The sequence below is a fragment of the Microbulbifer aggregans genome (assembly GCF_001750105.1).
Taxonomy (GTDB): Bacteria; Pseudomonadota; Gammaproteobacteria; order Pseudomonadales; family Cellvibrionaceae; genus Microbulbifer; species Microbulbifer aggregans.
The window spans coordinates 1,139,828-1,161,689 of record NZ_CP014143.1 but is presented as its reverse complement, the minus strand read 5'-3'; the positions used below and the strand labels follow the sequence as shown (position 1 = coordinate 1,161,689).

The window sequence follows — 21,862 nt, the reverse complement described above, 5'->3', positions numbered from 1 at the left end:
GGGCGTGCAATCAGGGCGAACATTGCCCCGCTATTGTTATCGTGAAGGGATGGCTTGTTACCACTGGTTTTGAAATGAAAAATAACGACGCATTACCTGACAGAGTTTCCGCCCGGCACAGAGAGTTTAGCTATAGTTTCGTGGCTTCGCGGATCGATTGGTTTGATGGCGCAAGAGAGAATGAAAAACTTCCTATAACTCTCAGGGTGGGAATGAAATGGACAGAAGAGTCTTGGCTGTGGCATCCCAAGGGGGACACTGGAAACAATTAACGACGTTGGCGCCCGCGTTCCAGAGCTGTCAGGCCAGTTTTGCCTCCACAACCAGGGAAAACCCCGGCATCGGCGAGCCCTATCATTATCACTTCCTGCCCGCAGCAAACCGCCGCGCCCCGCTTCATATTATCTGGCTCTTTCTCGCCTCTGCATGGCTAGTTGTTCGCCTGCGTCCGGAAGTGATCATCTCCACAGGCTCCCTGCCCGGCCTCGCCTGCATAATTTGGGGACGGTTTCTGGGCGCGCGTTCCCTGTGGATCGATAGTATCGCCAATACCGACCGCCTGTCCCTGAGTGGGCGACTCGCGCGGCATGTTGCGACAAAAACTCTGTCACAGTGGCCAGAAATTGGTCGTGCATCCGGGGTGGAATACCGGGGCGCCATCCTATGAGCCTGATTTTGCTCACCACCGGCACCCGGGCGCCGTTTGATCGGTTTGTCAGGATTGTGGATGACTGGGCGGGGAAAAACGCCAATGCACGAATCGTCGGTCAGATCGGCAGAGGGCGCTATCGGCCGCGACACATCGAGGCAAAGCCATTCCTCGACAGCAGCGAGTATCGGGCTCTGGCCAGGGATTGCACATTGATTCTGTCTCACGCGGGTATGGGCAGTGTTCTCTCTGCACTCGAGTACGGCAAGCCGCTGCTGATGATGCCACGTGATCAACAGTTGGGGGAGTGCATCAGTGATCACCAATTCGGCACCGCACGGCGCATGGCCTGCCTACCAGGAATTTATATCGCCCACAACGCCGCCGAACTCATTCGGCGACTTGATACCCATCACAGCCTGATAGCGCCCGAAAAGCCACAAAAAAACACCCGCCAGCTTGAGCTGGCGCAATTCGTAACGGACTTTATTGAACAGCACCATGAGCCGGAGCCGCTCGAGAGCTAGTGCATCGCGACAGGTTTTCCGAGATTTCGATATCCGCCAGATGAATAGGTACGAGTTTGCACCACATGACGAGAATCTCCCTGCTCGGAGCCGCCCCAGATACCGGCAATCTGGGCGTAAACGCCCTGTCACGTTCAACTATGCTGGGCATCGCCAAGCGGATTCCTGAAGCGGAAATCTGCATCTTTGACAATGGACGCGGACTCAGACAGGCATCTTATCAGGCTGGCCACGACACAGTGCCTTACAATTTGTGCGGCCTGAGCAACAGCCGGCGTTTTTACCGACCCGAGAGCTTGGCCCATATGCGGCTGTCGACGCTGTTACCCGGGCTTTCCAATCCCGGCATGGAGTTACTCAGCACTTCGAAGGCCGTTTTGGATATCAGCGGTGGTGACAGTTTTACTGACCTCTATGGTGCAAAGCGGTTTTCGCTGATCACACGCCCGAAGCAGCTGGTGCTGGAGAAAAAGGGACGACTGATTCTGCTTCCCCAAACTTATGGACCATTTCGCTCTCGGTCACGGCGTAAGATTGCAGAGGACATTCTGCGTCGGAGCCACTGTGCGTGGGCAAGGGATCGGGATAGCTTCCAGCGCATGGCCGAATTGCTCGGCAGCGACCTCGATCCGGCGCGACACAAATGCGGCGTTGACGTCGCTTTCCTACTACCCAGCAGGCGACCGGCAGGATTGAACGCGGGGTTCTGCTCCTGGCTGACCGAGTCCCCTTTCGAGCTGGTTGGCCTCAATATCAGTGGACTGATCTATAACAGTCCCCGGGAAGCCAGTCAGCGCTATGGCCTGAAGGCCGACTACCGTGCCGCAGTGCAGGTATTGTTAAAACGCTTCCTGCGGGAGACCGATGCTGGGATTCTGCTCGTACCACACGTACACGCTCCGTTCGGCCATCCCGAGTCGGATCTGGATGCATGCCGGCACCTGGTAACAACCCTGAGACCAGCTGAACGTGAGCGGGTTTATTTGCTCGAGGATCACCTCGATGAATCCGGCATCAAATGGGTGATTTCACAGATGGACTGGTTCTGTGGCACCCGTATGCATGCCACCATCGCTTCCCTGTCCAGCGGTGTGCCCACCACCACGATTTCCTATAGTGACAAAGCCATCGGTGTCTTCGAAAGCTGTGGCCAGCGGGCAGAGGTTTTCGATCCGCGACAGCTCGACAGCGTCGAACTATCTGAGCGGGTTTTTGACGCCTTTCAGCGCCGCGATAGTGTTCGCCAATCGCTTAATGACCACTTGCCGAAGGTGCTCGACAAGGCATCGAGGCAAATGGATGAAATCGCCCAGTGCTGTGTGTCGGAATAGCGAATGTGGGCTTTCATCCTGCAGCAGCAGAAAATTTTGGCGTCTGATCGCCTGCACCCTTCACCTATTCAGTCACGTTTTTTTACAAGCGCTCTAAAATTTTTTGCACGTTTTTAGATCGATCGAATATGTCCCAGCCGGAGTAGACCGCCGCCAATGCGCAAGATAAAGACCATTGAGGAAGTGCGGCGCAGCCATCTCTGTACTGGCTGTGGTGTCTGTGCCTCGCTTGAGCCCCAGCGATTCAAAATGGTTGATTTCATCGAGGAAGGCCGGCGCCCCGTGGTGCAGACCAATGCACCGCCAGAGACGGGGCTTGCCATGGCAGCTTGCCCCGGGGTGGGCCTGCAACATGACTACGATGTCACGGACACGGAGCTCCTGTCCGATTTGGGCCCGGCCTGGGGGCCGGTATACCGGGTAATCGAGGGCCACGCCGGGGATCCAGCTGTTCGCTTCGCAGGCTCCAGTGGCGGTGCGGCCACTGCACTCGCCCTCTTCTGCCTGGAGCAACGTGCCATGCATGGCGTTCTGCACACGGCGGCAGACCCTGAGCATCCCTATCTAAACCGTACGGTCTTCAGCCGTGACCGCTCCGGGCTATTGGCTGCCACCGGTTCCCGCTATGCCCCATCGAGCCCCTGCGACAGCCTGGACCAGGTCCTCGCTGCCGACGGCCCCTGTGTCTTTATCGGCAAGCCCTGTGATGTGGCGGCGCTGCGACGTGCGCAGAAAAACTCCCCCCCTCTGCGCGACAACATTGGTCTCTCCATCGCCTTCTTTTGTGCCGGCGTGCCCAGCACTGCGGCCACGCTCGCACTGGCAAAACGCCAGGGCGCACCCAGCGCCGCCCACATCAAGTCTCTTCGTTACCGTGGCAACGGCTGGCCGGGGCAATGGACTCTCGGCTATGACGATGAGCATAACAACAGACAGTCAAGCCGCACGACCTATGCCGAGTCCTGGCATTTCCTGCAAAAGCACCGTCAGTGGCGCTGCTATGTCTGTGCGGATCATACCGGTGAGTTTGCCGATATCGCCGTGGGTGATCCATGGCATCGTGAGATCGAGGCCGGCGAGATGGGTAGCTCCCTGATCGTGGCACGCACGCGGCGTGGACTCGAACTGCTGCAGGCCGCAGTCGATGCCGGTTATCTGGAAGAAGTCAGGGATGATCCGAGCCTCTTACCCCGCTCCCAGCCAAACCTGATCGGCGCCCGTGGGAACCTCTGGGCCCGCCTGAGCGTGCTGCGACTATTCGGGGCGTGCACACCCAACTACTCAGGATTCGCCCTGCTGCGATTCTGGCTTAGCGAACTGAGCATTGCCGAAAAGTTGCATTCCCTACTTGGGACCGTGAAGCGGATTTTCCGCAAACGCCTGTTACACCCTGCTCCAACAACAGCGCATCCCCAAATAACACCACAACGGGTTTCGACACCGGTTCAGCTCCGCCAGAGCGACCAATCGAAACAGGAGGTCGATGTCCATGTTTGAACGCCAGATGCCGGATCACTTCGGCGGCGCCCTCTGGGCCGATCAGACCATGGCGCACCCACTGGGTATTGCGGCTTTGATTGCAGCCCTCGTAGCGCTTTTTCTGTTGCCGCGGCGCTACGCAATGCTACCGCTGATCTTCATTGCCGTAGCACTCCCGGGTGCCCAGCGCATCGCCGTACTGACCCTGGACTTCACTTTCATCCGTATTGTGATACTTGCCACTCTGGCTCTGGCGGCCTTTAGAGGGCACACACGGGGTCTGCGCTTTGGGATGCCAGATTTCCTGATCGGACTGTGGGTATGCTGGGGTATTATTGCAGGCGGAATCTTGAGCGGAGATTCAAGTGGAATTATTGGTGCAGCAGGCCATGCCATCGGCACCTTTGGCGCTTATCTTATCGGCCGCACTTATATCCGCTCATTGGCCGACCTGCGTCGTTACCTTCTTTGGTTGTCGTTCATTGCAATCCCAATGCTGGCTTTCTTCCTGGTGGAGCAATTCACCGGTCGCAATGTGTTTGGCTTTTTCGGCGGCGTGCCAGAAGAAACCATCATCCGAAATGGTCGAATGCGTGCACAGGGACCTTTCTCCCACCCGATCATGGCCGGTGTCTTCTGGGCAAGCCTATTGCCCTGTATCGGCGCACTCTGGATTGCTCGCGCCGGCAGCCGTCCCGCGCTGGTGCTTTCCATCCTCTGTATGGGCCTGATCGTCGTCAATACGGCATCCAGTACCCCTATCATGGCGGTGTTGTTCGGCATCTTCGGCATGGCCCTATTTCCGCTCCGCCATTATCTGCGAGTATTGGTCACCGGCGTCTTTGCCGCCATGCTCGGTCTGCACATGGTTATGGAAATGCCAATCTGGCATTTGATCGCCAGAATCGATCTCTCCAATGGTTCCACCGGTTGGCATCGTTACAACCTCATCCAGCAATCGATCAACCACTTCAATGAGTGGTGGGCGTTCGGGACCGAGTCCACCGGGCACTGGGGTTGGGGCCTGCAGGACATCACTAACCAGTACATACTCGAAGGGGTCAGCGGCGGCCTATTACAAATGCTGCTATTCATTGCTTTGCTGACCTGTATCTTCCTGCGCCTCGGACGCAAATTACGGCAGACCAGAAGTCGGGCCGCCTACTGGCTGCTATGGGGCGTCGGCGTCACCCTGTTTGTACACTGTATGAGCTTCCTGGCCGTTTCTTATTTCGGCCAGCTGGTGTGCCTGTTCTTTATTTTCCTGGGTAGTGCTGTCGCTGTTTCCGAAACCAAGCGCCGCACAGCCATACGGCAAGCACCTGCCATGCCACACCAGGCTGGTCCCATCGGGAGCCCGGGTTGATGGAAAGCAGGGAGGCAGCCATGCTGCCACCGATCAATATCGTTATCGTCTGCTACAACTGCGGGCGCGACATCCTGAAGCTGGTTGGGGATATTCGTGCTGGTAATTATCCGCTGCAGAAACTCAGCCTCACCATTGTCGATAATGCGTCGGCTGATGATTCAGTCGAGTTGCTGCGCGGTATCCAGGGTGTCCGGCATGTGCTGATTGAATCGGGTCGTAATCTGGGCTTCGGAGCCGGCTGTAACCTCGGTGTTCGGCATCTCGAGGGTGACGATCTCATCCTTTTTCTCAATCCGGATGTCCGCCTGTATCCGGACAGCCTGACCGAATTGGTCTCCGGTACCCGCAAATACCCACTGAGCGGAATCTGGGGTGGTATCACCTATGGACCGGATGGCAGCCCCGATGACAAAAGTGCATGGCGCGAGCCCTCTCTGCTGGGACTCGCGGCCTGGAGCTTCTTTTTTGATGCCGCGCTGCGACCATTCGGCTTTGCCGGCTTTGAGTCCTATTCTCGGCGCAAACTACTGCATGGTTCACAGGTCGATGCCGTCTCCGGCTGCTTCTTTCTCATCGACAGTGCGCTCTTTCACCGACTCAGCGGTTTTGATGAACGCTTTTTTCTTTACTCGGAAGAAATTGATTTATGTCGCCGGGGGCGATTGCTCGGTGCGAGGCCGCGGATTGTTCCTGCTGCGCGCGTCACGCATGCAGGTAGTGTTACGCTGACCAGCGAGAAAAAACTTCGCCACCTCTACTATTCCAAGCTGCTTTATTTTCGCAAGCACTGGCGACCGCTGCCATTTCGAATCGCACGCATGATGCTGAATGCTGGCACGCTTCTGCGGCTCTCAGCGCTCTCTCTACTGGCGCCACTACGCCGAGATTTCAATCACCGGCGTAAAGCCTGGTGGAACTTCTTCAAGCAACAGCTCAGCTGGAAATTCTGATATGTCGGACATTCTTCCCGCAGTGATCATTCCCGCGCACAACGAGGAGTTATCGATCGCGACGCTACTCCGGGCTCTGATGCCTGGTGTTCAGAAAAAGGGTTATACAATCACAGTGGCATGCAACGGCTGCTCTGATCGCACTGCGGAAATTGTCCGCTACCACTTTCCGGAAGTTTGCTGTATCGAGCTCGAGCAGGCCTCAAAGGTGGCAGCGCTCAATGCGGCCGAAAATGCGGATCTTGGTTATCCGCGGGTCTATATCGATGCCGATGTCGTGATCAGTAGTAGCGCGGTCGAAGCCCTGATTGAAGCCTGCCGGAATACTGACCGACCGGCCGTGGTAGCCCCCCGCGCTGTACCCAAAACAGAAGGCTGTGAGTGGCTAGTACGGACCTACTACCAAGCGTGGCAGAAGACCATCTTCTTCCAATTGCACGGCTTTGGTTCGGGAGTCTATGCACTGAATCGAGCAGCCAGAGAAAAATTTGATCGCTTCCCCAACCTGATCTCTGATGACGGCTTTGTACGGCAGATACTGAATTACGACAATATTCACGTGGTCGAGTCGGCCAAGAGCCTGGTCAAGTCGCCACGGGATTTCGCCGGGCTGATCCGTATCAAGACCCGCAGCAAGCTCGGCAGCCTGGAAATCAAGAACAGTGAAACAAAGATCGGTGACGGCCCAGAGTTCAGCCAGCGTTTTCTGCAGCGGCCGCCACTGATGGAAAGACTGGTCTACGGTGGGGTAAACCTGTTCGCCTTGATCAATGCACACCGACTGATGGGTAAGCGAGGTCGCTCTCACTGGCTCCGTGACGAAACCTCGCGACATTCAGCGTAGTCCAATCAGGACTTGGATAATCTGGGCGTCAACTGCCCCTTCAAATTTTTTAGGCCGGCTGAATCGACTATCTGTTCTTACCCTCGCCCTCTGAGTCGAATGTACAGCTGTGGAAACCCGGCGCCAGCTCCCTGTGAGTGGCACCGGGGCTTGGTCAGTGCACCCGATCACCTTCCAATGGTCGTAGAAACTCACCCCGGGCATGGAAGAGATTGCGGTCGGACATTTCCCACCACTTCAGGGATTCCAGTTTGGCAATGGTCTCCCTTGAAAAGCGATAGCGCACCACCTGGGCTGGATAACCGGCCACAATCGCATATGGCGGTACATCCTCCACCACCACTGCGCCAGCGGCGATCACGGCACCGTCACCAATCTTTCTAGTGGGATAGAGTATCTTGGCTCCGTCACCGATCCAGACATCATTGCCCACCTCAATAGTGACTCGATCCAATTCATAGCCCGTACTGAAGCCCAGCCCCCTGGAGTAGAACAGACCATGGGTCGACAGTGTATTCCGCGGGTGATCGGCATTCTGGAAATTCACTGTGCGGTAGATCGTGCAGTATTTGCCGATCCTGGTTGTTCTTTTCAGACGAGTCGGCTCAAACGGCACGCTGGAAAAATCAGCCACATGGATGTCGTAGTGCTGGCGATAGAGCTTGCGCATCGTGACACTGAACGTAGAACCGCCTTCCAGCTTCAGGATCAACTTCTGCAACAGGATACGCAGGAAACCGCTTCTGATCGCAAATAGTGGGGCCAGCCATTTTCTGGCAAATGGTGATTCCCGCATCTTCATCCCGTGGGGGAAGTCCGGCATGTCCAGTGCGTCTTTCTTCTCCTTCACTGCTTCCAGAATGGCATCCACCTGGCGACTGGTAGCCTCATCCAGTGAGGCCTGTTCCATGACCTCTTGTTCAGACTGTCCCTCACGGAAGGCGGTAATCGCACTGCTCAACTGGCGTATGCTGGCAAAATCAAACAGCAACGTCGGCGGCAGGCTCAAACCGAAATGCTGATTGAGCCGTGCGATGGCATGGATGGCAGCCAGTGAGTGACCGCCAAGGTCAAAGAAGCTGGCCTCATCCGATTCAATCGGCACTTTCAGTACGTCGCGGAACACTGCGCGCACCACATCTTCCACCGGAGACGGTGTTGCTTTGCCAGGTGGATTATTCGGTACAGCGTCGACACCGACAATTTCCCGGGTCTGCTTGACCGCGGTCTGCTGTGGGGGCTCAACTTCAGCCTCAGGTTCGCGCAGAACTGTTTTTTTGGGCTGCTCCTTGGACGGTGTCACAGTTGACTTGCTGTGTTCCGGAGCAGGAGCTTTCCGTGGCTGCTGCACTTTCACTTTGATTGGTGCAGGCCCGGCTGGCTCTGAGTCCGGCGGTGTCTGAGTTTGCGGTTGCGGATCCTGGCCGGCGGCGGCGTTGTCGGACGGCGGCGGGAAAGCCTTGCGATCCACTTTGCCATTGGCTGTCATCGGGAAGGCATCCAGGGTGACAAAGTGTGCCGGTACCATATATTCCGGCAGCGTCTGTCGCAGCCGGGTTCGCAATGCGGTAATATCGATCTTCGCTCCATCCACCGGGATCAGGTAAGCCGCCAGATACTGACTGCCGAAATCATCATTGTGAGCGATCACCACCGCTCGCCGGATATCATCGCCAAGCAGGGCGCTCTCGATCTCGCCCAGCTCGACCCGGAAACCACGGATTTTGACCTGATGATCGATACGGCCGAGGAACTCGAGCCTGCCATCCAGCCGCTGTACGACCAGGTCCCCAGTGCGGTAAAGGCGTCCGTGCGGGTCGAGTTCTGAAGAGAAGAATTTTTCCCGGGTCAGTTCTTCCCGGTTGCGATAGCCCCGCGCCAGTCCCGCACCACCAATACACAACTCGCCCGGCACACCGGCGGGCTGTGACGCGCCGGCGCTGTTGAGGACATACAGTCGCGTGTTCGCAATCGGGGCCCCGACGAAACGGGCCTCAGCAGGCGCGCGAATTCTGCCCGCAGCCGACCAGATCGTGGTCTCGGTGGGGCCGTAGAGATTCCAGACTTCCAGCCCGCGTTCCAACAGGCTCGCCGCAAGATCCTCGCCCATGGCTTCGCCACCACAGAATACGCGGACACTCGGTTCACCCTGCCAGCCAAAATCAAGCAACATACGCCAGGTCGCTGGAGTCGCCTGCATGACGCTGATGTTGTGTTTTTCGATCGCCTCGCGGATTTTCTGCGGATCCATGCATCCACGGCGATCCTGGATCACGACGCTGCCACCACTGATCAACGGCAGGAAAATCTCCAGCATGGCGATATCGAAGCAGAGTGTGGTTACTGCCAGCAGCCGGTCATCCGCGCTGAAACTAGGCTCTTTCTGCATGGCGCAGAGGAAGTTCACCAGGCTGCGGTGGGTAATCTCCACCCCTTTCGGTCGGCCGGTAGAGCCGGAGGTATAAATGACATAGGCGAGGTCATTGCCGCCGGCCAGGGGCTGCAGATTCCGACAGCGATCCCGTGCCAGCACTTCGTCTGGCTCGGGCGGCTGTAGCACCTCTCCGGAAAAGTCTGAAAAACGGTCCCGCAGTGCCGCTGCTGTAATCAGGAAGCCCGCGCCGGAATCTTCGAGCATGTAGGACAGCCGCTCTGCCGGGAAGTGGGGATCCAGCGGCACATATGCGCCCCCGGCCTTCCAGACCGCCAGCAATGCGCTGACCATGGAGATTTCCCGGTCAATGCATACGGCCACCAGCTGTCCAGGCTTGAGACCACGATCGATAAGATCGCGAGCCAGTGCATTGGCTGCTCGGTTCAGCGCGCTATAGGTTAACTGCTCGGTGCCGGCAATCACGGCAATCTCTTCGGAGCGCAATGTGGCTACACGCTCGAACAGTTGCGCGGTTGTCTCTTGCACCGGCAGTGTGCGCGCCGTGCGTTGCACCTGTTCCCGCAGCTTGCAGCGCTCCGCCGCGCCGATCATTGGCAGCTCACCGACGGGGCAGTCCGGTGCAGTGACGGCACCCTCGAGGAGCTGGGTGAAATGCTGGCTCATCCGCTCAATAGTCTGCCGTTCGAACCGCGCGCGGCGATATTCGATTGTGCAAGCGACTTCATCTGCTTTTTCAAGCACAGAAAGTGTCAGATCGAACTTGGATCCGCCACTGTGAATTTCCAGTGGCTTGACCTGCAGTCCCGGCAGCTGCCACTGATCCCCCTCCATCTGGCGGTGTATGAACAGGTGCTGGAACAACGGCGCTGTTCCCCCGCGACGATCCGGGTTCAAATCTGCCACTACGCGTTCGAAGGGAACCTGGTCATTGGAGAAGGCGTCGATGGTGGTCGCACGCACCTGCGCCAGTAATTCACGGAAGCCTGGCGCTGAGGAAAAGTCGGTGCGCAGTACCAGGGTGTTGATGAACAGGCCGATCATGTCCTCGGTCTGGGTCAGCGGACGGCGACCAGTAGGTGTGCCGACAAGGATGTCGTCCTGGCCGGAGTAGCGATGCAGTAGCAACTGCCAGACGGCAAGCAATACCATGAAGCCGGTGACTGACTCCTGCTTTGCCACTGTCCTGGCCGCAGCCCAAGGAGCAGTCGGCAACTTGAAGCGTACGATACCGCCGCTGAAGTCGGGTTTGCCCTGCGGGGGATGGTCCGCCGGCAGGTCCAGGGTCTCCGGAGCGCCCGACAGCTGATCGCGCCAGAATGCCAACTGCTTTGCCTGACTCGGGCTTTGCGCCTGGCTCTGCTCCCAATAGGCATAATCGACAAACTGGAATTCCAGCGGCGGCAGCGAGGCCGCATGGCCCTGGCTCAGCGCACCGTAGAGGTGGGCCAACTCTCTGAAGAAGATCGCCGAAGACCAGATATTGTCGTAAATGATATGGTTGAAAACGAGCGCCAATACGGCCGCCCGCTCGCCCACTCGTACCAGAGTACTGCAGAATAGTGGCCCATCAGCCAGATCCTGACGCGCCTCCAGGAGACGGCGACAGATCTGCATCGCACGTTTTGCGCGCTCCGCTTTTGCCATCGCGCGCAGATCGATCACGTTCAGCTCGAATGCGTCTGCGGGCAAAATTTCCTGGCGGGGTCCCGCCTCATCGCTTGGGAACCGGGTGCGCAGAATACTGTGCCGCGACACGATTTGGCCAATGGCCTCTTCCAGTGCCGGCAGGTTCAGCTCGCCCTCCAGGTAAACGGTATTGGAGATGTTGTAAGCCGCTCCACCGCCGTAAAGCTGGTCTGCCAGCCACATTCTGGTTTGCGCCGATGACAATGGCAGGCGAGCCGTTTCCGGCGCATGAATGAATTCCGGCTGAGAATCCTCACTCAGTGGTGGTGCCGCATCAATCGCTGTTGCCAGGTCCTTGAAGTCCCGCGCTTCAAAAATTGCCCGCACCGACAGGTCCGCAGCAAAATGCTCGCGGATACGGGCAAGTAACTGCATGGCACGCAGAGAGTGGCCGCCGAGGTCAAAGAAGTTCTGGTTGGTGCCGATATCTTCCCGGTCCAGCACTTCACGAGCAAATTCCACCAGTTGCGATTCCGTCGCCCCCTGGGGGGGCACCCGTGTCTCGGTTGCAAGGATATTTTTCTCGTCCGGCTCGGGTAGCGCGTTGCGGTCGACCTTGTTATTCGGCGTTTTGGGCAACTGATCGAGACACACCACCACTGTGGGGATCATGTAGTAGGTGAGCCGATCGGCAAGATAATTGCGAAGCCCCTGTACCGTTACCAGCTCTCCTTCCGCGGGCACAATGTACGCCACCAGCTGGGTCTCGCCACGGAGGTCACGCGCCACCACCACGGCCTCGGAGATCGCCGGATGATCGATCAGGTTGGCCTCTACCTCACTCACCTCAACCCGGAAGCCGCGAATCTTTACTTGGAAGTCCTTGCGGCCGCGGTGGCGCAGCAAGCCGTCTTGTTCCATCTGGCCCAGGTCGCCGGTGCGGTAGATACGGACGTCGGGATCTTTGGGATCGGAGTAGAACGCCTTCTCGCTCGCCTCGGAATTTTTCCAGTAGCCGAGGGCGACATAGCGACTGCGGACAGCAATCTCGCCCACCTCGCCCGCCGCTACTTCATTGCCCTCTTCATCCAGGAGCAGCACGTCGATACCTTCGACCGGGTATCCGATCGGCACCACTTCCTCATCGATCTCCGTATCTTCGTCAATCGGGAAATAGCGCATGGTGCCGGTCTCGGTAGAGCCGAGACCCGTGTAAAAGGCGATTTTTCGGGAGAAGACCTTGCGCGCTAATTCCACATCGCTGGTCAGCACGCGCTCGCCACCAAAGATCACCAGGCGGACATCAAACACATCATCCGCGCCCTGGTATGAGCGTGCAAACTCACGAAAGACCGAGGCCACCGAGTGGTAGATGGTAATCCGGCGCGAGCGGAGCCAATTCGCGAGCTTCTCCACCCCATCGGTGCGGAAATCATAGGGAAATAGAGATGCACCGTTCAGCAGCGCACCAAAAATGCAGTACACCGAGGCGATGACACTGCAGGAATAGAAAAGCGTCATCCGGTCCTGGGGAATCACCTTCTGCAGATTAGTGCGACGCATGCAGCCATGGAGCACATTGCGCTGGTTCTGCACCACCCCCTTGGGTCTGCCAGTGGAGCCGGAGGTATAGATGATGTACGCAAGGGCATCCGGCGAGATATCGACATCGAGGTTATCGCTGTTGGTGCTCTCCGGGATCCCATCCAGATCCAGGATGCGGGCAGTGTCCCCGGCCAGTTTGGCTGCCGCTGCGCGGCTATTGGTATTGGTTACCAGCAGGGCAGCCCCGGACTCCCGGTAGATATGACGGTTCCGCTCTTCCGGAAACTCGGGGTCGATGGGGACGTAAGCATGGCCGCACTTCAGCACGGCGAGAATGGCGGCAATATTCTGGATGCCCTTTTCCATGAAAACCGCGATGCGTACCGGCTCTTCGGCCGGCGCTACGGAAAGGATATTTCTCGCCATTCGATTGGCGAGCTGGTTCAGCGCACCATAAGTAATGGATGAATTGGCATCAGTAATTGCCAAACGCCCGCCATATAGCAGGGCAATCTTTTCAAAGCGTTCCGCGATCGACTGCTCCGTTTCCCCCAACGTGAAACGGGAAAAATTGGCGGAGAGATGCTCGACGATATTCATACTCGTGCCTTGCTATAAATCGTGCAGTGTTCTCTGATCCACTCCCTGGAGCGGGTACTAAAGGGTTTGCGTCCCCAGTAGGCCGCGGCCCAGCTGTTACCCCGGTCAACCCTGGCATCGTTGTGGATTTCCTCGATCAGGTATTCCAGCGGGTCGAGATAGAATTTCTTGGTGAGCTTGACCCGCATATCCACATCCATGCCGTTGATAAACAGGGCGGAGCCGGGGCGCAGAGCCAGGTTCAGGTTGGCAAACGCGCGCCGCGCGCTGGCGGGAGGCAGGTGAAACAGCACATTCTGTGCAAAGACCAGGTCAACCTTGCCGAGGCTCTCGATAAAAACCCTGTCGAGCATGTCGCCGACGGCGAATGTCATATGCGACATCAGGGATGGTTTGACCCGATAACCCTCCTCCGTTTTGTCGAAGGTATCGGCGACGAATTCATCTGTGACAAAGGGGCCCTGGTAAACCTCCTCGGCGGAATAGAGGGGGCTGCGGGCCCGCTCGATCACCTCGGGAACGATATCGAACGCTCGAATCTGGAAATCCAGATCCGGAAAGTGTTTTTTCAATATCGACGCGAGGGAAATAGGCTCGGCACCACTGCAACAGCCAAAAACAAGTACCTGCAATGGCCCATCGCGTTGAGACCTGATGCGCGGCACAATCTTGTCGATCAGTGCCCGGTACTGATTGGGGAACCGGTAGAACTGGGTGTAAACCCGGTTTTGACGTGGTGAGGTCTTGAGTACCCACCAGTGCTTTACGTGACGCAGGAACGTCTTGATGCGCGATGGCTCTTCCATGAAACTTCCGCGAGGTTATTAAAAGAGAAATATCCGTCTTATTTGGACCGGGTGGGCATGGACGGCAAGTTCTGCCCGATCTCCCTCTCTGGAAATCGCCTACAACGCCAACCTTCCCGCCCCGGAGCGTTGCACTCCGGGAATCGGGGCCAGACTGGTGCCGCAGTTCTCACGCCTACCACAGCGCAAAAAATTATAGGCGCTGACGGCATTTCTTCCGGTTGGCTGAATGAAATGCCGGACAATTATTTAGTGAGGGAGCTGCCGCTCGATGATTTCGGCAGCCTGCTCGGAAATCCCCAGCTTGGCTGCCAGGGTGTCCATGTACTGCTTCTCGGCGGGGTTGTCCTCATTGATGGTCATGGCAGAGACCAGGTAGAGATTGAAGGCAGTGGCGGGGTCGTTGACCCGGCTGACGATTGACTCCATATCCACGGGCCGGACCAGCAGCTGGCGCAGCTCATCGAGGTCTGAAGGGTCGAGCTCGTCCTGCAAAGCGGCGACGATATTCTGCTGTTCCCGCTCATCGATAAGGCCATCCGCCTGGGCGGCAGCAACCATGGCCAGCACCATCAGGTCGGCCTGCTCATCACCCTGATCACCAGCCTCGGCAAACTGGAACAGACCCGCACCCCACTGGCCAGAGGGTTCCGGCGCCTTGGCACCGCCGCCCGGCTGGGCGAATTTACCGTTGTTACGGGCGAAGATCTGGCCGAGGATATCGGCCAGGACACCGCCGGACTGCCCACCCGGCTGGGCGCCCCCCGGTGCTTGTCCACCGGACTGCTGCATCTGCTCAAAGATCCGTCGGGCGATTTCCGCAAAAACACCCATACCGCCGGCGGCAATCGCTCCCCCGGGTACAGCACCGCCCATACCGCCTCCGGAAGGCGCAGCAGCCGCACCACCCGGCTGCAGTTTGCCGAAAATGTCGTCGAGGCTGGCACTGTCAGCCTGCGTACCGCGCTGATTCGGTGGTGGAACACGGGAAAAATCCGGTGGTGGCGTATCCAGTCTCGGATTCGCCTGCTGGCGCTTTTTCTTGTTTAACATGGAAATTCCGGCGCCGATCAGGGCGCCGAGCAGCAGCTTCTTGTTCATGGTTACTCCCTGGCGAGTGGCGTGACTCTTGAAACTGTAGAACAGCGACCAACCATTCCGGATTTACCCGCTTCCATGCCTCCGGTGCTTCCGCGGGGGCTAACAATCCGTACAATCCCAGCCCCGGCTGTACCGGCCTTTGTCCGCAGCCGCTAGAATGCCCGTACATAGCCCACCTGCATCAGGCACAAGCCACCGCCAGAACAAACAAGGACTTCTCATGCTGTTATCCCTTGCCGCCATCATCGTCGGCTTTGCCCTGCTGGTCTGGAGTGCCGATCGCTTTGTGGAGGGTGCGGCGGCCACGGCCAACCATGCGGGCATGCCGCCGCTGCTGATCGGCATGGTGATCGTCGGGTTTGGCACTTCGGCGCCGGAGATGGTGGTGTCCGCCATTGCGGCACTGGATGGCAGCCCGGGGCTCGCGATCGGCAACGCCTATGGCTCCAATATCGCCAATACTGGCCTGATTCTCGGCCTGACCGCGGTCTTCGTGCCCATGGCCGTCCACTCGAAGATCGTCCGCAAGGAGCTGCCCCTGTTGCTGGCCATCAGCTGCCTGACCGGGGCCTTTCTGTGGAATTTCGAGCTGGCGCGCTGGGAGTCGCTGGTCCTGCTGGGCGGCTTTTTCGCGCTGATTGTCTGGACCATCATTTCCGCCCTGCGGGGCAAGGGCGACGTGGCCGAGTCTGAGATTGAGAGCGAGCTCGAGGCACACGCCATGCCGCTCGGGCGCGCCCTCTTCTGGCTGGTCGCCGGCCTGGCCCTGCTGCTGGTGAGTTCACGACTACTGGTCTGGGGTGCGGTGAATGTGGCGGAAGCGCTGGGCGTCAGCGACCTGATCATCGGCCTGACCATCGTCGCCCTGGGGACTTCCCTGCCAGAGCTCGCAGCGACGGTGATTGCCGCGAGGAAGGGAGAGCACGATATCGCCATCGGCAACGTGGTCGGCTCCAATATGTTCAACCTGCTGGCGGTGGTGGGAATCGCCGGTGCCATCGCCCCCATGTCCGATGTGCCGACAGAAGTCATCACCCGCGACTGGCCGATGGTGGTTGGACTCACGATCGCGCTGTTTGTATTTGCCTACGGTTTCCGCGGGCGCCAGGGACGCATCAACCGCTTCGAGGGCGCCGCATTACTGCTGGCCTATGTCGCCTACAACGCCTACCTGATTCACGAGATCACCGGCGCCGCGGCAGCGAACTGAAGGCACGAAGATCGCCGGCGCGGGCGGGAGTTCAGCGCTTCCGCTCGAGCCGCTGCAGGCGAGCGCGCAGCTGCTCGATTTCTTCCAATAAATCCAGGGCCAGGGCGGCACCGGCCAGGTTGACACCCAGATCCCGTTCCAGCGTGTACACCTTGCGCACACGCCGCACGCAAATACCACTGAAACGCCAGCGCGTGCGGCTGCCGCGAGGCTCGATGATACCTTCCTCGACCAAAGCAATGACCTGCTCCGCCGGCATGCCACAGGCCCGGCACAGCTCTGCCAGGGTGAGTTCACTCTCTTCATCGAGGATGGGACCCGTGATCTCGCGCTGATTGTTGTTCGCCATTCTTAACCTCCCATGCCGCTGCGCGGATCAAATGTGAACGCCTGGCTGAACTGGCGGTAGGCTTCCTGCTCCGCCTCGGTATTGGCTGGCGGTGCGACCACGTTCAACACCACGAAGAGGTCACCGGGTTCCCTGGCAGGGATACCGCGACCCTTGAGTCGCAGCTTGCTGCCATCTTTGCTGTTGGGGGGTATCGTCAGGTTCACAGGCCCATCGGGCGTTGGTGCCTGCACTTTGGCTCCCAGCGCGGCCTCCCATGGGGCCAGCGGCAGATTCAGGTAAACCGTGGTGCCCTCGGCCTGGTACAGGCGGTGGGGCGAAAAGGTGATTTCGAGGTAAAGGTCGCCGGGCTTGCCCTCACCGATTCCCGGCTCACCCTGACCGGCGAGCCGAATCTGCTGCCCTTCGGTAATGCCCTTGGGAATTTTGACATTGAGCTTGCGCTCTTTGAGCTCCGGCCGGCCATCCGCTCCGAGCACGGAATGTTTCAGCGCTATCTGGCGTGTCCCACCGCGATAGCTGTCCTCCAAGTCAATGGTGATCTTGGCGTAAGTGTTCTCACCCTGGGCGTGAAACTGGCGGCGCTGGGTACCAGCGCCAAACCCGTGTCCGAAACCGCCTGCACGGCCGAATAGACTTTCAAAGAAATCACTGAATGCCCCGGGGTCGGCCTCGGTGTAGCCGCCACCGTGAAATTCAAAGCCGGAATCCCAGTTGGGTGGCGGCCGGAAATCCTCTCCGGAGTGATAACCGGCACCCAGCTGATCATAAGCGGCACGCTTTTCCGGATCCTTGAGCACCTCGTAGGCTTCACTCACCTCCTTGAAACGATCCTCAGCCGCCTCTTCCTTGCTAACATCCGGGTGATACTTGCGCGCCAGTTTGCGATAAGCGCGCTTGATCTCATCCTGCTTGGCATCCCGCTCCAGGCCGAGGATCTGGTAGTAGTCCTTGTATTCCATGGCATGCCCACCCCGTGTCTATTGGTCCGCACCGGTAATGCCCGGAACCTTACTCTAACCAGGCATTTTCTTGCCTCGCAACAGCCGACATTTACCGAGGCCAGCTACTTGATAAAGTAGCCCACAGCACGCCAATCGCCCTGAACCCTGGCAAAAGTCACGGTCTCAGTCGCCCGCGCCTTGTGCTCGAAACTGCTGGCCAGCCTTACCACAACGTACTGACCATCAGGCGCACCCGGCAGGGAATTGTGCTCGCTCAGGGACGCCACCTCACGGGAGAGAACCTCGCCCAGCGGTTCGCGAACACCCTTCAATGCTTTCTGCCAGTCTTCCTTGGATACCTGCTGGCGAAACAGCGGCGCCGACTCCTCCCAGCTTTGGGCGTAGGCTCCACTGTCCACGGCTTCAAACCATGCCATGACCGATTGCAGTGCCGGACTCGTCTCAGCCAGAGACAAGCCTGGCAACCACAGAACACTGCTCAATATCAGTTTCCTGATGATTCCCTTCATTATTGACGCCCTTTTAAGAAATGTGACGGCAGCGCCAGACCGACTGACGCGACCTCTGCTGAGTCCGCAATGCGGATCAGCTTTCCGTTTCAGCCACTTTCCCCAACTCGCCCACACCAGCTTCCTTTAAGAGTGAGTCCACCAGAGGCGCCATGGCCCGATGTTTTAGTGCGCTGCCTACCAGGGCTTCTGGGAGGCTCTGGCTTCTGGATTCGCCGTCCGTATCCAGGATGCCACCACCTACTCGTCCATCGACACCATTGAGGCCTTCGACAGAGATGATCTTCATACCCTCGATACTCTCCAGCGGTTTGACACTTTCGCGGATGATATGCGGCAATTTGTCGTGCAGGCTGAGGACCTGCTTCAGCGCGATCTGTGCATCACTCAGGCTGTTCAGAGCTTCATTCATCAGTCGCTGGCCTTCAGCATCCACTGCGTATTTTTCCCGGTCAGCATCGACTTTTATCCTTACGGCTTCCGCCTCCGCAGCTGCCTGCAATCGCAGGGCTTCGGCCTTATCTTCGGCAGCGGATTTCTCAGCCTCTGCAGCCACCTTGATGGCAGTAGCCTGGCGCTCCGCTTCCTTCTGCGCCTCGATGATTTCAATTCGCTTGTCCCGCTCCGCCACTTCCACATCCTTGGCCGTACGCACCTGTTCCTCAGCCTTCACCGCTTCGGCCAGCGCAACATTGGCATGCTGATCGGCAACCGACTGCTCCTTGGATTTTTCGGCAACAGCAATCGCACGTTCCTGCTCGGCGATCTCGACGGATTTCTGCTTGGAGATACGCTGTTCATCGAGGATGCGCTCGCGCTCGATTTCCTGTTCCTGCAGCCGCTTCTCTTTTTCGATCTCAAGCAGGCGAGTGGCCTGCTCTGCACCGATACGGGACTGATCCACCTCCCGCTGAGCCTCAATCTCCGCCTGCCGAGCTGCACGCTCCTGCGCCGCCTGCTCGCGAGCGATATCCGCTTTCTGCGCTGCCTCGCGATTTTCCAGTTCACGCTGCTGCTCCAGATAGGCGTAGCGCTTTTCTTTCTCGATCTCCAGCTTCTGGCGCTCTGCTTCGAGATTTTTAGTCTCGATCTGCACCATGGTTTCCTGCTCGACATCGTTGACTTCTTTGCGCCGCGCCTCAATAGAGCGGGTCATGCTGGCCAGGCCTTCCGCATCAAATACGTTATCCTGGTTAAAGAACTCTTTATGCGTCTGATCGAGGCCGGTCAGGGAGACAGACTCAAGCTCCAGGCCATTCTTCAACAGGTCTTCTGAGACCACCTGCTGCACTTTCTGTACAAACTGGCTGCGCTGCTCATGCAGCTCGGCCATTTCCATTTCTGCAGCAACGGAACGCAGGGCATCAACGAACTTACCCTCGATCATCTCTTTTAACGCTTCGGGATCCAGCGTGCGAACACCGAGGGTCTGCGCAGCATTGGCAATCGCATCAGTATCCGGCTTTACCCGCAGGTAAAATTCAGCCAGTACATCCACCCGCATGCGATCCTTGGTAATCAGCGCCTGGTGTTCCTTGCGTGATACCGCCAGACGCAGGGTATTCATGTTCACCGGGATGATTTCATGCAGCACCGGCAGGACCAGCGCACCACCGTTCATGATGACCTTCTGTCCTCCCATACCCGTACGCACAAAAGAGCGCTCCTTGGAGGCCCGTGTATACAGGCGGGCGAAGATGGTGCCAATGACAATCAGGCCAACCAGTACTGCACCGGCCATAAATAAGATCGTGGAGAAATTTTCTATCTGGTTCACTTTTCGTAATTCCTTGTTTTAATTTTGTTCCATCAGGTGTTTGCTGGTCGGGCGGATGACACGGAAGCTTGCTCCGCGCTCTTCAACCAGCAGCACCTGCTCTCCCTGGCCAAAAGTCTCATGTGCATCTGGCTCCACCATCACATAGTGGGTAGTGCCAAATTCGTCACTAAAGCGTGCTTCCGCTGGCGATCCGGTCGTCGCCTGCCCAATCGTGATCGTTGCCACCCGACCAATAAAGGTCTTCCTTCCCACGGCTTCAGTTTCATCACCAACCGCGAAACGCCGCAATACGTTACCGACGAACCGCACTTGCGGCAGTGCCAGCAGCAGTACCGGTAGCACCAGCAACCACGACGGCAACAGGGAGCCAATGAACGAAGCCACGACCATCTGGATCAGTAAACCGGTGATGCCAAAAGCAACCAGAAATGCCACTAGCAAGATGAGTGCCGGCACTTCGCCGAACCGCAGCCAACCAAGTAGCTTGGTCAGGACGCCACCGGGCTCGGCGTCTGGGGCATCAAGATCGATATCCATGTCAGGCAATAGATTATCGAGCACCTCAGAGAGACCGACGCCGATGAGGATCATGACCCCTTCGAGCATTGCAATCATCAGCATCAGTACCAGTGCACCGGTAAAAAGCTGGTTGCCGTCTTGAAGTAGGAACGCCATCAGGCCTCCGATTTGATTTTCGCCAGACGTTCCTTGATGCGGTTGTTGCGCGCCAGCTCTTCCAGTTCCGCCAGCTTGCTGGCATCTGCACTGGACTGCACCGTTGGCACACCAGCCGATTCCAGCACGCGATTGAATGCGCCCTCTGCCTGGTCAACCTTATCGGCGGTGCTACGGCTACTGCCGCGCTGCTCACCATTCACACCATTGGCGATGTGCTCACTGGCTTTGGCGAATTCTCGCAATTGCTCACGCATTTCGCGCTTTTTGCCCTGAAGCGCACTGATGTAGGCATTCAGCTCCCGAATTTCGGCATCAGCATCCGCGATGGCTTTCTCCAGCACCGGCAACTGGGCTTCAATGTCCATCTGTTTTGCGATCGCGATCTCGGCCAGATCATCACGGCTTTCCCTGACGGCGATATCGATTTGTTCTGCCAGTGCTGCGTGACGATTGTTTTCGTCGTTGAGGGTTTTACTACTTAAATATTTTGCCGCTTCTGCCTTGCCAAGCTGATCCCGGACTTCGGCGATGGCGTCGTCGATTTCCCGAATGGCCTGCTCCATCACCAGCTGCGGGGTCGCATTTTCGACAGAATCCACCAGAGCATTTGCGGACGCAGATATCAGGCGGGATATACGTTTTACCAATCCTTCTTTCATTGTTTTCTCCTTCCTTTTCCGGAATTTAACTATTTATTCAACAGACTATCGAGTTGTTTCTTGATTCTTTCTGACGAATCAGGATGGGCAGTACGCGGGTTTTTCTGCACCATCACTAATAGAATTTTTTCGAGGAACGCCTCGATTGCAGGCAGCGACCTTTCCTCCAGTAACGGCGTTATGAATTCTTCTTCAGCGCAGCTCTGCACGGCCGCAGCGCCTTCGGCGAGCAGATCCATTAGAGCCTCTACTAGCAGGCTGCGATGATTCCCCTCTGCGTAGCGCGCCTTGATAGGCAGCACGGCCTCAGATGAGGAAATGTAAGCACGGGAAAAACTCTGCATGCCGACGGATTCCCGCGCCATGGCAATCAGCTCGCGAACCTTCTCGCTTTGGGTAACCGCGCCGTTGCGGTCAATGGACATCAGGTAGGCGTAATCTTCGGGGGAGAGCCGGGCGGAGATAGACTGGGATTTATTGAGCATGGCAG

18 protein-coding genes are annotated in these 21,862 nt (G+C 57.8%); 8 read left to right on the top strand and 10 right to left on the bottom strand.

Annotated features, from left to right (window positions below):
* Positions 1–217: 217 nt before the first annotated feature.
* The 7 genes from AUP74_RS05030 (at position 218) to AUP74_RS05000 (ending at position 7,149) form a co-directional block, all read left to right on the top strand.
* A complete protein-coding gene (locus AUP74_RS05030; protein WP_069946617.1) occupies positions 218–667 on the top strand; it encodes a glycosyltransferase family protein in 450 nt (149 codons plus the stop codon).
* A complete protein-coding gene (locus AUP74_RS05025; RefSeq protein WP_069946616.1) occupies positions 664–1,176 on the top strand; it encodes a glycosyltransferase in 513 nt (170 codons plus the stop codon). The genes AUP74_RS05030 and AUP74_RS05025 overlap by 4 nt, the downstream gene beginning before the upstream one ends.
* Positions 1,177–1,241: 65 nt before the next feature.
* Positions 1,242–2,507, top strand: coding sequence for a polysaccharide pyruvyl transferase family protein (locus tag AUP74_RS05020; RefSeq protein ID WP_083260824.1), 1,266 nt, complete (start codon positions 1,242–1,244; stop codon positions 2,505–2,507).
* Between the two features lie 156 nt (positions 2,508–2,663).
* Complete coding sequence (locus AUP74_RS05015) at positions 2,664–4,004, top strand: Coenzyme F420 hydrogenase/dehydrogenase, beta subunit C-terminal domain (RefSeq protein ID WP_069946614.1); 1,341 nt, start codon at positions 2,664–2,666, stop codon at positions 4,002–4,004.
* Positions 3,997–5,352 carry an O-antigen ligase family protein gene (locus AUP74_RS05010; RefSeq protein ID WP_226999896.1) on the top strand — a complete coding sequence of 452 codons (1,356 nt, stop codon included), beginning with the start codon at positions 3,997–3,999 and terminating at the stop codon, positions 5,350–5,352. The genes AUP74_RS05015 and AUP74_RS05010 overlap by 8 nt, the downstream gene beginning before the upstream one ends.
* Complete coding sequence (locus AUP74_RS05005) at positions 5,352–6,305, top strand: glycosyltransferase family 2 protein (protein ID WP_069946612.1); 954 nt, start codon at positions 5,352–5,354, stop codon at positions 6,303–6,305. Before AUP74_RS05010 ends, AUP74_RS05005 begins: the two co-directional genes overlap by 1 nt.
* A 1-nt stretch (position 6,306) precedes the next feature.
* A complete protein-coding gene (locus AUP74_RS05000; protein ID WP_069946611.1) occupies positions 6,307–7,149 on the top strand; it encodes a glycosyltransferase in 843 nt (280 codons plus the stop codon).
* Between the two features lie 154 nt (positions 7,150–7,303).
* On the opposite strand, the gene AUP74_RS04995 is transcribed toward AUP74_RS05000, so the two are convergent.
* The 3 genes from AUP74_RS04995 to AUP74_RS04985 all read right to left on the bottom strand — a co-directional run bounded on the left by AUP74_RS04995 (position 7,304) and on the right by AUP74_RS04985 (position 15,222).
* A complete protein-coding gene (locus tag AUP74_RS04995; RefSeq protein ID WP_069946610.1) occupies positions 7,304–13,315 on the bottom strand; it encodes a non-ribosomal peptide synthetase in 6,012 nt (2,003 codons plus the stop codon).
* Complete coding sequence (locus AUP74_RS04990; RefSeq protein WP_069946609.1) at positions 13,312–14,121, bottom strand: CheR family methyltransferase; 810 nt, start codon at positions 14,119–14,121, stop codon at positions 13,312–13,314. Before AUP74_RS04990 ends, AUP74_RS04995 begins: the two co-directional genes overlap by 4 nt.
* Positions 14,122–14,370: 249 nt before the next feature.
* A complete protein-coding gene (locus tag AUP74_RS04985; RefSeq protein ID WP_069946608.1) occupies positions 14,371–15,222 on the bottom strand; it encodes a DUF533 domain-containing protein in 852 nt (283 codons plus the stop codon).
* Between the two features lie 220 nt (positions 15,223–15,442).
* On the opposite strand from AUP74_RS04985, the gene AUP74_RS04980 reads away from it, so the two are divergent.
* A complete protein-coding gene (locus AUP74_RS04980; RefSeq protein WP_069946607.1) occupies positions 15,443–16,432 on the top strand; it encodes a calcium/sodium antiporter in 990 nt (329 codons plus the stop codon).
* Positions 16,433–16,463: 31 nt separating this feature from the next.
* On the opposite strand, the gene AUP74_RS04975 is transcribed toward AUP74_RS04980, so the two are convergent.
* The 7 genes from AUP74_RS04975 to AUP74_RS04945 form a co-directional block, all read right to left on the bottom strand.
* A complete protein-coding gene (locus AUP74_RS04975) occupies positions 16,464–16,781 on the bottom strand; it encodes a chaperone modulator CbpM (RefSeq protein ID WP_069946606.1) in 318 nt (105 codons plus the stop codon).
* A gap of 2 nt (positions 16,782–16,783) precedes the next feature.
* Positions 16,784–17,743: a DnaJ C-terminal domain-containing protein gene (locus AUP74_RS04970; protein WP_069946605.1), complete on the bottom strand. Its 960-nt coding sequence runs from the start codon at positions 17,741–17,743 to the stop codon at positions 16,784–16,786.
* A gap of 104 nt (positions 17,744–17,847) precedes the next feature.
* Positions 17,848–18,228 (bottom strand): DUF4019 domain-containing protein, encoded by a 381-nt coding sequence (locus AUP74_RS04965; RefSeq protein WP_158514540.1) that lies wholly within the window; start codon positions 18,226–18,228, stop codon positions 17,848–17,850.
* 103 nt (positions 18,229–18,331) lie between these two features.
* On the bottom strand, positions 18,332–20,032 hold the full coding sequence (locus AUP74_RS04960; protein WP_226999895.1) for a flotillin family protein: 1,701 nt from the start codon (positions 20,030–20,032) through the stop codon (positions 18,332–18,334).
* Between the two features lie 18 nt (positions 20,033–20,050).
* On the bottom strand, positions 20,051–20,710 hold the full coding sequence (locus AUP74_RS04955) for a YqiJ family protein (protein ID WP_069946603.1): 660 nt from the start codon (positions 20,708–20,710) through the stop codon (positions 20,051–20,053).
* Positions 20,710–21,372: a PspA/IM30 family protein gene (locus tag AUP74_RS04950; protein WP_069946602.1), complete on the bottom strand. Its 663-nt coding sequence runs from the start codon at positions 21,370–21,372 to the stop codon at positions 20,710–20,712. Before AUP74_RS04950 ends, AUP74_RS04955 begins: the two co-directional genes overlap by 1 nt.
* Positions 21,373–21,401: 29 nt before the next feature.
* Positions 21,402–21,857, bottom strand: coding sequence for a hypothetical protein (locus tag AUP74_RS04945; RefSeq protein ID WP_069946601.1), 456 nt, complete (start codon positions 21,855–21,857; stop codon positions 21,402–21,404).
* Between the last annotated feature and the right edge of the window lie 5 nt (positions 21,858–21,862).

Bases quoted from the DNA above. Each gene is read 5' to 3' on its own strand.
- AUP74_RS05030 (WP_069946617.1), top strand. From the start codon at position 218: ATGGACAGAAGAGTCTTGGCTGTGGCATCCCAAGGGGGACACTGGAAA.
- AUP74_RS05025 (WP_069946616.1), top strand. From the start codon at position 664: ATGAGCCTGATTTTGCTCACCACCGGCACCCGGGCGCCGTTTGATCGG.
- AUP74_RS05020 (WP_083260824.1), top strand. From the start codon at position 1,242: ATGACGAGAATCTCCCTGCTCGGAGCCGCCCCAGATACCGGCAATCTG.
- AUP74_RS05015 (WP_069946614.1), top strand. From the start codon at position 2,664: ATGCGCAAGATAAAGACCATTGAGGAAGTGCGGCGCAGCCATCTCTGT.
- AUP74_RS05010 (WP_226999896.1), top strand. From the start codon at position 3,997: ATGTTTGAACGCCAGATGCCGGATCACTTCGGCGGCGCCCTCTGGGCC.
- AUP74_RS05005 (WP_069946612.1), top strand. From the start codon at position 5,352: ATGGAAAGCAGGGAGGCAGCCATGCTGCCACCGATCAATATCGTTATC.
- AUP74_RS05000 (WP_069946611.1), top strand. From the start codon at position 6,307: ATGTCGGACATTCTTCCCGCAGTGATCATTCCCGCGCACAACGAGGAG.
- AUP74_RS04995 (WP_069946610.1), bottom strand. From the start codon at position 13,315: ATGAATATCGTCGAGCATCTCTCCGCCAATTTTTCCCGTTTCACGTTG.
- AUP74_RS04990 (WP_069946609.1), bottom strand. From the start codon at position 14,121: ATGGAAGAGCCATCGCGCATCAAGACGTTCCTGCGTCACGTAAAGCAC.
- AUP74_RS04985 (WP_069946608.1), bottom strand. From the start codon at position 15,222: ATGAACAAGAAGCTGCTGCTCGGCGCCCTGATCGGCGCCGGAATTTCC.
- AUP74_RS04980 (WP_069946607.1), top strand. From the start codon at position 15,443: ATGCTGTTATCCCTTGCCGCCATCATCGTCGGCTTTGCCCTGCTGGTC.
- AUP74_RS04975 (WP_069946606.1), bottom strand. From the start codon at position 16,781: ATGGCGAACAACAATCAGCGCGAGATCACGGGTCCCATCCTCGATGAA.
- AUP74_RS04970 (WP_069946605.1), bottom strand. From the start codon at position 17,743: ATGGAATACAAGGACTACTACCAGATCCTCGGCCTGGAGCGGGATGCC.
- AUP74_RS04955 (WP_069946603.1), bottom strand. From the start codon at position 20,710: ATGGCGTTCCTACTTCAAGACGGCAACCAGCTTTTTACCGGTGCACTG.
- AUP74_RS04950 (WP_069946602.1), bottom strand. From the start codon at position 21,372: ATGAAAGAAGGATTGGTAAAACGTATATCCCGCCTGATATCTGCGTCC.
- AUP74_RS04945 (WP_069946601.1), bottom strand. From the start codon at position 21,857: ATGCTCAATAAATCCCAGTCTATCTCCGCCCGGCTCTCCCCCGAAGAT.